This window comes from Paraburkholderia sp. J8-2, assembly GCF_905220195.1.
Taxonomy (GTDB): Bacteria; Pseudomonadota; Gammaproteobacteria; order Burkholderiales; family Burkholderiaceae; genus Paraburkholderia.
In genome coordinates, this window is record NZ_CAJMZA010000019.1 from 75,455 (window position 1) to 89,670 (window position 14,216).

14 protein-coding genes are annotated in these 14,216 nt (G+C 67.2%); 13 read left to right on the forward strand and 1 reads right to left on the reverse strand.

The genetic code is table 11. The features are described from left to right. Positions 1-13 precede the first annotated feature (13 nt). Entirely contained in the window at positions 14-1,648 is a 1,635-nt protein-coding gene (gene groL / locus U5A52_RS29920) for a chaperonin GroEL (RefSeq protein WP_321915557.1), read from the forward strand. A 65-nt stretch (positions 1,649-1,713) separates the two neighbouring features. Here the strand turns inward: groL and U5A52_RS29925 are convergent, their stop codons facing one another. Continuing rightward, positions 1,714-2,748 carry a sulfonate ABC transporter substrate-binding protein gene (locus U5A52_RS29925; protein WP_321937302.1) on the reverse strand — a complete coding sequence of 345 codons (1,035 nt, stop codon included), beginning with the start codon at positions 2,746-2,748 and terminating at the stop codon, positions 1,714-1,716. Positions 2,749-3,000: 252 nt separating this feature from the next. Here U5A52_RS29925 and U5A52_RS29930 point away from each other — a divergent pair, with 252 nt between their 5' ends. From U5A52_RS29930 to U5A52_RS29985, 12 genes are all read left to right on the forward strand, one after another. Continuing rightward, a complete protein-coding gene (locus tag U5A52_RS29930) occupies positions 3,001-3,744 on the forward strand; it encodes a GntR family transcriptional regulator (RefSeq protein ID WP_321937304.1) in 744 nt (247 codons plus the stop codon). 53 nt (positions 3,745-3,797) lie between these two features. Further along, positions 3,798-4,484, forward strand: a complete 687-nt coding sequence (locus tag U5A52_RS29935; RefSeq protein WP_321937306.1) for an ABC transporter ATP-binding protein — start codon at positions 3,798-3,800, stop codon at positions 4,482-4,484. A gap of 41 nt (positions 4,485-4,525) precedes the next feature. Then, positions 4,526-5,299 (forward strand): ABC transporter permease, encoded by a 774-nt coding sequence (locus tag U5A52_RS29940; RefSeq protein ID WP_415765457.1) that lies wholly within the window; start codon positions 4,526-4,528, stop codon positions 5,297-5,299. Positions 5,300-5,325: 26 nt separating this feature from the next. Further along, entirely contained in the window at positions 5,326-6,324 is a 999-nt protein-coding gene (locus U5A52_RS29945; protein ID WP_321937310.1) for an ABC transporter substrate-binding protein, read from the forward strand. A gap of 64 nt (positions 6,325-6,388) precedes the next feature. After that, entirely contained in the window at positions 6,389-7,393 is a 1,005-nt protein-coding gene (locus U5A52_RS29950; protein WP_321937360.1) for a zinc-binding dehydrogenase, read from the forward strand. 22 nt (positions 7,394-7,415) lie between these two features. Next, the gene (locus U5A52_RS29955) at positions 7,416-7,877 is read left to right on the forward strand and encodes a PaaI family thioesterase (protein WP_321937312.1); all 462 of its coding nucleotides are present in this window, start codon (positions 7,416-7,418) and stop codon (positions 7,875-7,877) included. Beyond that, positions 7,877-8,641, forward strand: a complete 765-nt coding sequence (locus U5A52_RS29960; RefSeq protein WP_321937314.1) for a VOC family protein — start codon at positions 7,877-7,879, stop codon at positions 8,639-8,641. The genes U5A52_RS29955 and U5A52_RS29960 overlap by 1 nt, the downstream gene beginning before the upstream one ends. After that, positions 8,638-10,221, forward strand: coding sequence for a class I adenylate-forming enzyme family protein (locus tag U5A52_RS29965; RefSeq protein ID WP_321937315.1), 1,584 nt, complete (start codon positions 8,638-8,640; stop codon positions 10,219-10,221). The genes U5A52_RS29960 and U5A52_RS29965 overlap by 4 nt, the downstream gene beginning before the upstream one ends. Continuing rightward, positions 10,208-11,296: an ABC transporter substrate-binding protein gene (locus U5A52_RS29970; protein ID WP_321937316.1), complete on the forward strand. Its 1,089-nt coding sequence runs from the start codon at positions 10,208-10,210 to the stop codon at positions 11,294-11,296. The genes U5A52_RS29965 and U5A52_RS29970 overlap by 14 nt, the downstream gene beginning before the upstream one ends. Beyond that, positions 11,293-12,594 carry an acyl-CoA thioesterase/bile acid-CoA:amino acid N-acyltransferase family protein gene (locus tag U5A52_RS29975; RefSeq protein WP_321937318.1) on the forward strand — a complete coding sequence of 434 codons (1,302 nt, stop codon included), beginning with the start codon at positions 11,293-11,295 and terminating at the stop codon, positions 12,592-12,594. The genes U5A52_RS29970 and U5A52_RS29975 overlap by 4 nt, the downstream gene beginning before the upstream one ends. After that, positions 12,591-13,346: an ABC transporter ATP-binding protein gene (locus U5A52_RS29980; protein ID WP_321937319.1), complete on the forward strand. Its 756-nt coding sequence runs from the start codon at positions 12,591-12,593 to the stop codon at positions 13,344-13,346. Before U5A52_RS29975 ends, U5A52_RS29980 begins: the two co-directional genes overlap by 4 nt. Further along, on the forward strand, positions 13,343-14,140 hold the full coding sequence (locus tag U5A52_RS29985) for an ABC transporter permease (RefSeq protein WP_321915569.1): 798 nt from the start codon (positions 13,343-13,345) through the stop codon (positions 14,138-14,140). Before U5A52_RS29980 ends, U5A52_RS29985 begins: the two co-directional genes overlap by 4 nt. Positions 14,141-14,216: the final 76 nt, after the last annotated feature.

The window sequence follows — 14,216 nt, forward strand, 5'->3', positions numbered from 1 at the left end:
AGAGACCATCACTATGGCAACCAAAGACATCGTATTCGGCGACCTCGCCCGCACCAAACTCATTGAAGGCGTGAACCTGCTCGCCGACGCCGTAAAGGTCACGCTCGGCCCGAAGGGGCGTAACGTCGTGCTGGAACGCAGCTTCGGCGCACCCGTCGTGACCAAGGACGGCGTGTCGGTCGCGAAGGAAATCGAGCTGGCCGACAAGCTGCAGAACATCGGCGCGCAGATCGTCAAGGAAGTCGCCTCGAAAACCAGCGACGCGGCTGGCGACGGCACCACGACGGCCACGGTGCTGGCTCAAGCCATCGTGCGCGAGGGCCAGAAGTACGTGGCCGCCGGGCTCAACCCGCTCGATTTGAAGCGCGGCATCGACAAGGCCGTGCTGGCGGCCGTGGAGGAGCTGAAGAAGATCAGCAAGCCCACGACCACGAGCAAGGAGATCGCACAGGTCGCGACCATCTCGGCCAATGGCGAGGAGTCGATCGGCCAGCGCATTGCCGAGGCGATCGACCGGGTGGGCAAGGAAGGCGTGATCACGGTGGAAGACGGCAAGTCGCTCGCCGACGAACTCGACGTCGTGGAAGGCCTGCAGTTCGACCGCGGCTATCTCTCGCCGTACTTCATCAACAATCCCGACAAGCAGATCGCGGAACTCGAAAACCCGTTCATTCTGCTGCACGACAAGAAGATCTCGAACATTCGCGACTTGCTGCCGGTGCTCGAACAGGTCGCGAAAGCGGGCCGGCCGCTCTTGCTCATTGCCGAGGACATCGAGGGCGAAGCGCTCGCCACGCTCGTCGTCAACAACATTCGCGGCGTACTCAAGACGGTTGCCGTGAAGGCCCCCGGCTTTGGCGACCGCCGCAAGGCACTGCTCGAAGATATCGCGATTCTCACCGGTGGCCAGGTGATCGCGGAGGAAACGGGCCTCACGCTGGAGAAGGCCACGCTGCAGGAGCTGGGACAGGCCAAGCGCATCGAGGTGGGCAAGGAGAGCACGACCGTGATCGACGGCGCGGGCGAAGCGGCCGGCATCGAAGCGCGCGTGAAGCAGATTCGCGCGCAGATCGAGGAAGCCACGTCCGACTACGATCGCGAGAAGCTCCAGGAGCGCGTGGCGAAGCTCGCGGGCGGCGTGGCGGTGATCAAGGTGGGCGGCGCGACCGAGATCGAAGTGAAGGAAAAGAAGGACCGCGTGGACGACGCGCTGCACGCCACGCGCGCGGCCGTGGAAGAGGGCATCGTGCCGGGCGGCGGCGTCGCGCTGATCCGTGTGCGCCAGGCGATTCTCGACGTGAAGGGCAACAACGCCGACCAGACAGCGGGCGTGAAAATCGTGCTGCGCGCGCTGGAGGAGCCGCTGCGCCAGATCGTCACGAATGCGGGCGAAGAGGCGAGCGTCGTGGCGGCGCGTGTCGCGGAAGGCTCCGGCAACTTCGGCTACGACGCAGCCACAGGCGAATACGGCGACCTCGTCGAGAAGGGCGTGCTCGACCCGACCAAGGTCACGCGCACGGCGCTGCAAAACGCGGCTTCGGTGGCGGGCCTTTTGCTCACGACCGACGCGACCGTGCACGAAGCGCCCAAAGCCGGAGCTGCGACGGCGCCGGCCGGCGGTCCTGGCGGTGCGGACTTGGGTTTCTGAAGCGCGCTGCACGCGCCATGCGCCCGGACCGCTGCACATGGCGGCGGTTCGTGGCGCAGGCGCGTTCAGGCCGAGCGCCAGCGCGCGTCGGCCACGACGAGCTTCTTCGGAATGAGCTTGAGACCGGAGAAGGTGTCGGCGATCTGCTGCTGGTAGGCGAGCGTGGCGGCATCGATGGGCTGCACGCCATATCCCGCACGCTTGAGCGCGACTTCGAGCGTCGGCGCATCGAGCCCCACGAGAGGTGAAAGCTGCGTGGCCACGGCGGGCACATTGTCGCGCGCCCACGTGTCCACCGCGCCGATCTCGTCGAGCAGCGCGTGGATGATCGGCGCGTGCGCATTCGCGAAGCCGCGGCTCGCAATGTAGTACTGCGTATTGCGCACGAGGCTCTCACCGTTTGCGATCGAGCGCGCGTTCGCCTGGCGTTCGATGGCCGCGAGGTACGGGTCCCAGATCACCCATGCATCGACGCTGCGGCTCGTGAATGCGGCGCGCGCATCGGCGGGCGCGAGATAGATTGGCTGAATCTCTTCGTACTTCAGGTTGGCCTTCTCGAGCGCTTTGACGAGCAGATAATGCACGTTCGAGCCCTTGTTCAGCGCCACGCGCTTGCCGCGCAGGTCGGCGCTCGTACGGATCGGCGAGTCCTGGTGCACGACGATAGCCTCGCCCTGCGCAGCGGGCGGTTCGCTCGCGATATAGACAAAGTCCACGCCACCGGCCTGCGCGAAAATGGGCGGCGTTTCCCCAACCGTGCCGACATCCACCGCGCCCGCGGCCAGCCCTTCCAGCAACTGCGGGCCGCCCGGGAACTCCAGCCACTGCACCGAGAATCCGAGCGGCGCCAGCCGCTTTTCGAGGGTGCCGCGTGCCTTTAGCACGACGAAGTTGCCGTACTTCTGAAACCCGATGCGCAGCACCCTGGCGTCTTGTGCGCGCGCCGCGCCGCTTTGCAGCGCCAGCGCGGCCGCGCCCGCAAGGCCCGTTACGCCCGTTACACCGCGCAGGGCGGCGCCGGTCGCGGCGAGCGACGCGAGCTTGATCAGTGCCCGTCGCGGGCGGTTTGCAGCGGGGTCGTCATGCTTGTCGATCGACATGTCTCTTGTGCCTTAATGGAAATACGCTGAAACGGCCGCGCGTGCGCGGCAAAGCGCCTCTCACCTTAGTCCGTTTCGTCGCCGGCACAACCAAGATATTGTCAGATGCTTATCTCTGAGCCGCTCACGATATCTCGATTGCACACATCATTCGTCGGTTTTATTCGTTATCAACGCGCCCCTGCACGACTACGATGCTTGCATGAAAGCCTCAAGAACGAATTGTGAGCAGCTCACGAAGGCGAGTGCGAGATGAACGAAACTGGCATTGCATCCGGCCAGCCGGAACAGAGCGACCTGCCGGCGCTGCGCGGTGAGGACGCCTACTGGCGAATCCGCCGCGATGTGCTGTCGTGCCGCTTCATGCCTGGCGCGACTCTCACGGAAAGCCAGTTGATGGAGCACTACGGGATCGGCAAAAGCACGTGCCGCGTCGCGCTCGTGCGGCTCGTTCACGAAGGGTTCATTCGCGCCATGCCGCGCCAGGGCTACCGCGTCGCGCCGATCACGTTGCGCGACGTCGAAGAGGTCTTCGCCCTGCGCGTGCAACTGGAGCCGCTCGCGGCGCGCCTTGCATGCGGGCGTGTCGACGTCGCGCTGCTGCGCAAGCTGGAAGCGGCTTGCCGCGTGCCTTACCCCGAGCGTGAGCTCTCCGATCAGATCGACGACTTTCTCGACGCGAACCGCGAGTTCCATCTCGCGATCGCCCAGGCAAGCGGCAACGTACGCCTGCACCACACGCTAGCCAACCTGATGGACGAGATGTCGCGCCTCGTCGCGCTCGGCTTCGGCGTGCAGGGCACCAAGCCGGAAATCCGTCACGACCATAATTCGATGATCGACGCATTCGAGACCAACGACGCACGGCGCGCGGAAACGATCGCCCGCCGGCACATCGAAACGTTCCGCGACATGACGATGGAGAAGGTCTACGCGAGTTTGTCCAGCTCGGGCGCGTCGCTGCCCGTGTATACCGTTGCGGAGTTGAGACGGTGACGACAGCGGCCATTTCGGTGCGGGGCATCGGTAAATATTTCGGATCACTAAGCGTGCTGGACGATATCCGGTTCGACGTCGGGCAGGGCGAGATCGTGGCGCTGCTCGGCGCCTCGGGCTGCGGCAAGAGCACGCTGCTCAATATCGTCGCGGGCCTGGCCGGGGCCGATTCGGGCGAACTGTGGCTGCACGGCGAGCGCGTCGCGCCTGGCAATGGGCGGCAGTCGCTTTCGTACATGTTTCAGGAAGACCGGCTGCTGCCGTGGTGCACGGTGCGAGCCAACGCGGAGTTCGCGCTCGAATCGGCCCGCCCGCGCCTTGCGGCCCGTGAGCGGCGCGAGCGTGCGGCGGCCGTGCTCGACATGGTGGGTCTCGCTGCGTTTGCCGAACACCACCCGCATCAACTATCGGGCGGCATGCGCAGTCGCGTGGCGCTCGCGCGCAGCCTTGTGAGCGAGCCGGGCATCTTGCTGATGGACGAGCCTTTCTCGAAGCTCGACCCGCAAACGCGCGCGCAGATGCACGCCGAGGTGCTGCGGCTGCGCGCGCTGCGCCCGACCACGATCCTCTTCGTCACGCACGACGTGGAGGAGGCCATCGTACTCGCCGACCGCGTGATCGTGCTGGCGCCGCGCCCCGGCCGCGTGCGCGAGATCGTGCCCGTCAATCTGCCGCGCCCGCGAAGCGCGACCGACGCCGAAGTCGCGGAAGCGATCCGCCGTCTTCGCCTGCTGGTATGAGCCTGATGCCATCCACTACTGCACGCCGCCAGGGCCCTTCGATGCCTGCCTTGCTGTCCCGTTCCTTCGTTTCGCTCGCCGCGCAGCGCGTGGCGCTCGTGGCCCTGCTCGTGGGGGTCTGGTGGATGGCGGCGCGGCGCATGCCTGCCTTCGTGATGCCAGGCCCCGGGCAGGTCGCGCACGCGCTCGTTGCGTTGCTGCACTCGCCCTCGTTTTTCCGCGATCTCGGCGCGACGCTCTACCGCGTGCTGGCGGGCTTCGCGCTCGCGGCCGCGGTGGGTGCGCCGCTCGGCGTGGCCCTTGGCGCAAGCCCGCGCGCGGCGCGTTTTTTCGAGCCGTTGCTGGCGATCGTGAACACAGTCTCGTCGGCGATCTGGGCTGTGTTCGCGATCATCTGGTTCGGCATTTCGAACGCAACGACGATATTCGTCGTCTTCATGACCGCCATGCCGCTGGTCCTGACCAACGTATGGCAGGGCGCGCTGACCGTCGACACGCAGCACGTCGAACTCGCGCGAAGCCTGCGTTTTTCGCCCGCGCAGATCATGCGCAAGATCTACTTGCCGACCATCCTGCCGCACTTTTTCGCGGGCGCGCGGCTCGCATTCGGCTTCGGCTGGCGCGTCTCGCTCGTGGCGGAGACGATCGGCGCGTCGGACGGCATCGGCTACAGGCTGCGCCAGGCCGCCGATCTCGTGCAAACGGATCAGGTGTTCGCCTGGACCGTGACGCTCGTCGTGCTGATGCTGCTGCTCGAGGCGGGCGTGCTCAAGCCGATCGAACGCCGCCTCTTTCGCTGGAAGCGCGCGGCCTGAATCCACTGACTACGGGGAATGACACCATGCAAATGACACGACACATCAAGCGGGCAGCCGTTGCGGCGCTGGTCGCCGCCGCTTCGGCTTGCGCCGCGCAAACGGCGCTGGCCGACACCGTTCGGATCGGTTACTGGACGAGTGGCGTGAGCCTTGGCTTTGGGGCGGTGCTCGAGGCGAAGCCCTTCCTGCAGCAGCGCGGGCTCGACGTGCAGTTCGTGCGCTTCGCCGACGTCAATGCGCCGAACCGGGCGCTCGCGGCCGGCGCAATCGACTTCGCCTTCGCCGCGCCGGCTTCCGCCGTGTTCAGCTCCGCTTCGCAGGGCGCGCCGCTGCGCATCGTGCTGGCGACCCAGCCCGCCGACGTCGCTTTCGTTGCGCCCGAAGACTCGCCTATCCGCTCGCTTGCCGAGCTGCGCGGCAAAAAGGTTGGCATGTCGCCGCCGGGAAGTTCGGTCGCTTCGATCGCAACCGCCGTACTGCAAGGCAACTACGGCATTCGCAGCGCCGACTTTTCGATCGTGCCAGGCAACGAAGGGCGCCTCGCCCAGTTTCTCGTGCAGAAGCAGGTCGATGCGGCGGCGGTGCGCACGATCACCGTGGCGCAGTTGAAGGACCTGAAGGTGCGCCAGCTCGGCACGTTCGGCGACGAATGGAAGAAGCTCACGAAAAGCGACGCCGTGCCGTATATCGGCGTGAGCGCGGTGCGCGCGGACTGGCTCGCCCAGCATCCGGCCGACGCGGCGAAGCTGATTGCCGGCTTGCGCGCCGCGCTGCAATGGGGCGCCGCACACCACAGCGACGTTTCGGCGATCCTGCAAAAGAGCGCGAACCTTCCTGCGGCCGACGCCGATGCCTACGCGGCGCGCTGGTCTGAAATCAACCGCGTGAGTTTCGAGCCGGGCGACATCGAGACCTTGCAGCACGAGCACAAGATCTTTGTCGACGGCGGCGTGATTCAAGGCGAATTGCCCGCCGGTCTGTTCGACACCGCGCCTTACATCGCCTCGCGATCCATTCAGTAACCCTCATCTATTTTTTTCGGCATTCATTCGGAGTCCAGATATGGCAGTTTCCCTTCCTTCCACCATGAAGGCGCTCGTGCTGCGCGCGCACGGCGACCTCGACCAGCTCGAGGTCGTGAGCGACAAGCCCGTGCCGCGGGCCGAGCCGGGCGGCGTGGTGATCCGCGTGCGCGCTTCGTCGTTCAACTATCACGACGTTTTCACGGTGAAGGGCATGCCGGGCATCAAGGTGCCGCTGCCGGTCGTGATCGGCCTCGACATGGCGGGTGAGATCGTCGCCGTCGGCGAGGGCGTGGAAGGCTGGAAGATTGGCGAGCGCGTGCTTGTGAACCCGCTCAACCGCGAGAAAGGGCTGATGGGCGAGATGCTCGACGGCGGCATGGCCGAATATTGCGCCGTTTCCGCCGCGCAATTGATCCCGCTGCCCGACGCGGTGAGCTTCGAGGCGGCCTCCGCGCTGCCGGTTGCGTATGGCACGGCGCATCGCATGCTGATCACGCACCAGACCGTGAAGGCCGGCGACCGCGTGCTGATTCTCGGCGCGAGCGGCGGCGTGGGGACGGCTTCGCTGCTGCTCGCGAAGCAACTCGGCGCCGAAGTGATCGCCTGCGCGGGCAGCGACGAAAAGGCCGCGCAACTGAAGGCGCTCGGCGCCGACCACGTCGTCAATTACCGCACGGCCGACTTTTCGAAATGGGCGATCGCGCAGTACGGCAAACCGCAGCGGCGCAGCCAGGAAGGCGGCGTGGACGTGCTCGTGAATTTCACGGGCGGCGAAACCTGGGTGCCTTCGCTCAAGTGCGTCAAGCGCGGCGGAACGGTGCTCGTATGCGGCGCGACGGCGGGTCACGACCCGAAGGAAGACCTGCGCTACATCTGGAGTTTCGAACTGAAGGTGATCGGCTCGAACAGTTTCTACGACGACAACCTGCGTGCGCTGCTCGCTCAGATCGCGCGCGGCGAGCTTACGCCCGCCATCGACCGCGTGCTGCCCCTCGAAGAGGCCGCTCAGGGCTTGCGCCTGATCCGCGACCGCGAGGTGCTGGGCAAGATCGTCGTCACACCGTAATCGGGGCAAGGAGAGAATACGCATGAATCAGGCAGCAAACCCAACGGCATTGCCGACAGCCGAAGACGTAGAGGCGCGTTTGCGCCGTGGTCCTTATCACGAATGGCTCGGGCTGAAGGTCGTCGCGGTTGCCGACGGCGAGATCGAACTCACTGCGGCGTGGCGCGAGGAATGGGTCGTGAACCCCGAGAAGCGCTACACGCATGGCGGCATCCTGGCCGCGCTGGTCGACCTCGCCGCCGACTGGGCGCTCGTTTCGAAAACGGGGCGCGGCGTGCCGACGATCGACCTGCGCGTCGATTACCACCGCGCGGCGCTGCCGGGCAACCTGCGCGTGAAGGGCAAGGTGATCCGCTTCGGCGCGCAGATCGCGACGGCCGAAGCGCAGGTGTTCGACGCGGACGGCAAACTCGTCGCGAGCGGCCGAGGCGCCTATTCCACCGCCGGCGCAGCCGCACCCGCGCCGCAGCCGGCACGCCCGTGATGCTGAGCCTCGATCACCTCGTCATCAACACGCGCTACGACACCGACGCGGCGCAAGCGCTGTTCGGCGCACTGGGCTTTACGCTCACGCCGCGCGGGTTCCACACGCTCGGTTCGATCAATCACGCGATCGTGTTCGAAGGGCACTATCTCGAACTGATCGGCCTGCCCGCCGACGGCTCGGCCACGCGGCCGGAGATCGCCGCAAGCCCGCTTGGCGCGGATGGCCTCGTCTTGCGCAGCGACGATCCACAACGCACCTTCGACGATCTGCGCGCTGCCGGTTTCGACGCAACGCCGCCGCAGCACTTCTCGCGGCCGGTGGCGGGGCTCGGCGATGCGCGCTTCGTGACCGTGCGCCTTGGGTCCGGCCAACTGCCGGGCGGGCGTGTGTACTTCTGCCAGCACCTCACGCCCGAGTTCGTGTTCCGCGAAGCGTGGCGCACTCATGCCAACGGCGCGTATGCGCTCGCGGCGCTGCATCTCGTGGACGCGGAGCGCGAGGACTATGCGCGTCTTGGCGAGCCGGGCCCGGGCTTCGAGCTGGTCTTTCACAGTCGCGCCCGGTTTGACGCGCATTTCGGCGCGCTGGCCGGGCATGTTACGGCGCGCGCGCCGCGCTACGGCGCGGTCACGATTCGGACTCCAAAGTGGCGCGAGATCGGTACGTACGCGCAGCACGCGCAATTGCCGTATGAAGTGGAAGCCACGCGTAGCCTTGTCGCGTTGCCTCGGTTCGATACCTTGCTGGAGTTCGTGCCATGAGCTTGCCGCGCAACCTCGGCGATCTGATCGACCGCAGCGGCGACGCCGCAGCGCTCGCGCTCATCGAACTCGACGACGCGCTGACACCGGTGCGCTACCGTTTCGGGGAACTCGACGCGCTGGCGGACCGCGTCGCGGCAGCGCTCGCCACGCGCCACGCACGCGGCGAGCGCATCGCCGTGCTCGCCGCGAACTCGGCGCACTATGTTGCGACGGTGCTGGGCATCATGCGGGCGGGTCTCGTCGCGGTGCCTGTGAATTTCCGCTTCCCTCGCGCGCTCATCGCCGACGTGATAGCGGACAGCGGCGCGCGCCTCGTGTTCTGCGACGCGAAACGCGTGGCGGACTTGCCGCCGGGTCTCGCGGGCGTCGTGTTCGATGCGCGCGTGCCGTTGCTTGCAAGCGAATTGCCCGATCACGTCACGCCGTTTTCGGCCTTCGTGGCGAACCTGCGCGCGACGCGTTTCGAGCCAGTCGAGCCGCTGCCGGGCGAAGCCGCGCTCATGCTCTATACGTCGGGCTCGACGGGGCGGCCCAAAGGCGTTGTACTGTCGCACGAGAGCCACCTGTGGGTCGTACACACGCGCCTGCTGTCGCAGCCGCTCGCAGGTGAGCGCGTGCTGATCGCCGCGCCGCTCTTTCACATGAATGCCCTTGCGCTGGCGTTCCTCACATTGGCTGCGCGCGCAACGACCGTGATGTTGCCGCAATTCGAGGCCGGCAACTATATTCGCGCCGTGGCCGCCTGGCGCTGCACGTGGCTCACCGCCGTGCCGCCGATGATCGCCATGATGCTGCAACAGCGCGAACTGCTTGCGCAAAGCGATCTTTCCTCCGTGCGCTACGTGCGGATGGGCTCGGCGCCCGTCAGCGCCACGCTGTTGCAACAGATCCACGCACTGCTGCCGAACGCGCGCGTCATCAACGCGTACGGCACCACGGAGGGCGGCCCGGTCGTATTCGGCCCGCATCCGCAGGGCTTGCCGACGCCGCCGCTTTCGGTCGGCGCCGCGCATGCGCTCGTCAAGCTGCGTCTCGTCGACGAAAACGGCGCACAGGCGGAAGAGGGCGAGTTGCATTTGCGCAGCCCGGCGCTGATGACCGGCTATCACAACCGCCCGGACGTGCGCGCGCCGCTCACACAGGACGGTTACTACCGCACCGGCGACGTCTTCCGCCGCGACGCGCAGGGTTTCTACACGTTCGTCGGCCGCCGCGACGATATGTTCGTCTGCGGCGGCGAGAACATCTATCCGGGCGAAGTCGAGCGCCTGCTCGAACGTCATCCGAATGTCGCGCAGGCGTGCGTCGTGCCGGTGGCCGACGAGATCAAGGGCGCAAAGCCGGTGGCGTTCGTCGTCCTGAAAGCCGGCGCGCAGGCTGACGAAGCCACGCTCAAGCATTACGCGCTGGAGCACGCGCCCGCTTTTCAGCATCCGCGCCGGGTGTGGTTTGTCGACATGCTCCCGATCGCTTCGACAAACAAGATCGACCGCGCCGCACTCAAAGGCGAGGCCGCGCGCCGCGTGGCCGCGACCGCGCCCACCCACGGAGACCACTCATTCCATGAAACCCCGTAACAGACTGGCCGCCTGGCTCGCCGCGGCCTGCGCGCCGCTTTTCGCGCTTGCGGCAAGCGATGCCCATGCGCTCGATGCCGTCACGGTCGGCCTCGCGATTCCGCCCGCCGTGCACGACGGCGCGCCTTATGCCGCCGCCGACAAGCTCGGCCTCTTCAAGAGCGAAGGGCTCGACGTGAAGCTCGTCGTGTTCCAGGGCGCAGGGGCGCTGATTCCGCAGGTGGCGAGCAAGCGCATCACGTTCGGCTACCCGACCTCTGAGCCGCTCCTGTCGAGCTATCTGAACGGCGGCACGCCGCCGCCCGTGCGCTACTTTTACAACGGCGTGCCCGCGAACACGATGGAGTTTGCCGTGCTCGCCTCGTCGCCGGTGAAAAGACTGGCCGATCTGGATGGCAAGAAGATCGGCGTCGGCGCGCTCACGTGGGGCACGATTCCGGGTGGCCGCGCCGCGTTGCGCGAGGCAGGGCTCACGCCTGGTAAGAATGTGGACTACGTGCCCGTGGGCTCGCTCGGCTCAGGGTTTCAGGCACTGAAAACGGGCGCCGTCGACGCGCTCAATTTCAACAGCAGCTGGGACGACATGCTGGAACTTTCGGGCACACCGATCCGCCGCATCCGCTATCCGGCCGTGTTCGACGAAACGGCCGGCAACGGCTTCATTGCCCATCGCGATACGTTTGCCGAGCGGCCGGACCTGATCGTGCGCTTCGGCCGCGCCTATACGGAAGCGCAAATCGTCTGCGATGCGAATCCGGCGTTCTGCGTGAAGGCCTTCTGGGAGGCGCACCCCGAGTCGAAGCCGCCAGGCGACGAAGCGCACAACCTGCGCGTGGCGGAGGAACTGCTCAAGCGGCGTCTCTCCCGCGTGCTGCGAACTGCAGACGGCAAACCGCGCCAGCCCGGCGCATACGACTTGCCCGCCGTGCGCGCGAATCTGGCCGAGATGCAGCGGGTGGGCGAGTTCCCGAAGGGCGAGGTGCCGCTCGATCAACTGTTCTCGAACCAGTTCGTGGCCGACTTCAGCCACTTCGACGAGGCCGCGCTGCGCGAACGCGCGCGGCAGCAGCCGTGAGCGCGCGCATCGAGGTGACGCCGCGCGTGGCGCTGATCGATGTCGCGCGGCGCATCGTGCTCAAGGGCTTCGCGCCGCATGCGCAGGTCGAGTTGACCGCGCGGCTCGACATGCCGGACGGCAGCGCATGGCGCAGCACGAACCGCTTCGCGACCGACGCCGACGGCAACGCCGATCTCGGCGAGGTCGCGCCCACGGCGGGCGACTATGCGCACAGCGGCGTGCAGCCGATGGGCGTGGTCTGGTCGATGCGCTGCGAGAGCGAGCCGACGCGTGCCGAAAGCATCGAGCCGCTGACGGTCGAACTCGTTGCGCGCCAAACGGAAGGGGCGGACACCACAGCCACGGCGCAGTTCGTGCAACAGTACGTGGCCGATGGCGTCGTGCGCCGCGAGATTCGCGAAGCGGGCGTGGTCGGCACGCTGTTCACGCCCGCGACGCCTGGGCCGCATCCAGCCGTGGTCGTGCTCAATGGCTCGGGCGGCGGCATCAACGAGCCGCGCGCGGCGCTTTACGCGGCGCACGGTTACGCGGCGCTCGCGCTCGGCTATTTCAACGCGCCGGGACTGCCGCCCACCATTTCGCACACGCCGCTGGAATACTTCGCGGCGGCGCTCGACTGGCTGCGCGAGAGCGTGCACCCGCAAAACGATTTTGTGGCCGTGGCAGGACAGTCGCGCGGCGGGGAACTCGCGTTGCTGCTCGCGGCGACGTGGCCCGAGCGGGTTTCGGCCGTGATCGGCTATGTGCCGAGCGCCGTGCTGCACGGCACGCTGCGCGCGGGCGCGCCCGGCGAACCGCCGGATTCGGTCGCGTGGACGCTTGGCGGCCGCCCGCTCGCGCATGTGTGGGAGCGCAATACTCACGCCGACTGGACCGCGTTCCGCCACGCGAGTGCGCCGGGCGAACCGGTGCGTCAGGCGCCGGCCTTCGAGTCGGCGCTCGGCGACGCCGAGGCCGTGGCCCGCGCGCGTATTCCCGTCGAGCGCATTGCCGGACCGGTCTTGCTGATTTCAGGCACCGACGACGGCTTCTGGCCATCGTCGCGCTACGCCGAAATGATCGCCGCCGATCTCGCGGCGCGCGGCTTCCCGCACCGCGTCGAACATTTGCGCTACGAGGGCGCGGGCCACTCGATCCTGTTTCCGCATGTGCCGGCCACGCAGATCGCACGCGTGCATCCGGTCGCGCGCGTGCCGATCACGGCAGGCGGCACGGCCGCCGCGAATGCGCGCGCAAACGAGGCTTCGTGGTCGCGCGTGCTGCAGTTCCTCGGCGCAGCGAGGCGCGCGCCATGAGCACGAGCGCCTTTCATGCCGAGCGGGTCTCGGTGAGCTACCGCACGCGTACCGGCACGATCGACGCGTTGCTCGACGTGGACCTGCGTATCGAGGCGGGCGAGTTCGTCGCGCTGCTGGGGCCGTCCGGCTGCGGCAAGTCCACCTTGCTCAAGGTGGCGGCGGCGCTGATTGCGCCGACCTCGGGGCGTGCGCGCCTCGGCGGCGCGGCGCTGACGAAGCCGGGCCGCCAGGTCGGCGTAGCGTTCCAGAAGCCGAACCTGCTGCCGTGGCGCAACGTACTCGACAACGTGCTGTTGCCCGCGCGCACGCTCGGCCTGCCGATGGAGCACGCACAGGCGCGCGCACGGGAACTGCTTGAACTCGTGGGACTGGATGCTTTCGCGCGCAACTATCCAGCCGAGCTTTCCGGCGGCATGCAGCAGCGCGTGGGCATTGCGCGCATGCTGCTGCATGACCCCGAACTGCTGCTGATGGACGAGCCCTTCGCCGCCCTCGACGCGCTCACGCGCGAGCGGCTCACGCTCGAACTCCAACGTATCTGGCTCGCGCAGCGCAAGTCGGTGCTGTTCATTACGCACAGCATTCCCGAGGCGGTCTTTCTCGCGGATCGCGTCGTCGTCATGTCGGCGCGGCCGGGCCGCATCGTCGACGAACTGGTGGTGCCGATCGCGCGAGCGCGTGACGCGCACACCCTCAGTTCCACGGCATTCGTCGATGCGTGCGCGTATTTGCGGAGGCACTTCCAATGAATCAACGAAAGCGCAAAGGCATGCCCGCGGCGCTGTATCCGCTCGCGAGCCTCGCGGCAGCGATCGCCTGCTGGCAGGCCGTGGTCGCATGGTGGTCGATACCGGACTATGTGCTGCCCGCGCCCGCCGAAGTGGGCCGGGCACTCGCGGCGGGCTTCGCGGACGGCACGTTGTGGCCGCATATTGCCGCGACCCTCGGCGAGACACTGCTTGGCTACGCAATCGGCAGCGTGCTCGCCGTCGCGACCGGTGCCGTGCTCGCGGAGTCGCGTACGTTCGAGCGTTTCGTGTTCCCGCTGCTCGCTGGCCTGCAGGCCATGCCGAAGGTCGCGCTCGGGCCGATCATTCTCGTCTGGTGCGGCTATGGCAGCGCCTCGAAGGTCGTGCTCGTCGTGCTCGTGTGCTTCTTCCCGCTGTTCGTGAACACGGTCAATGGCCTCAAGCGCGCCGACCCGGATCTGCTCGACGCGTGCCGGGCATTCTCGGCCTCGCGTGCGTTTCTGTTCTTGCACGTGAAGTTGCCTTGCGCCGCGCCCGAAATCTTCAGCGGCCTGCAGATCGGCGTGTCGCTGGCGCTGATCGGCGCGGTGGTCGGCGAGTTTCTCTCTTCGCAGCGCGGGCTCGGCTATCTGATCAGCTCGGCCTCGGTCAATATGAGCGTTGCGACGATGTTTGCGGGCGTCGTGCTGCTCGCCGTTATTGGCGTGGGCGGCGCGCAGGCCGTGCGCGCGGTGCAGCGCCGAGTGGTGTTCTGGGAGCGCAGTGACGGCGATACCAGTCGCGTGGGCGGCTGAGGGGGGGCGCGTATCGGGTCGCTCAAGCCGTACGCCGCTCATCATCCAGCCAGCTTTCTGAAGATGTCGCCTGCGT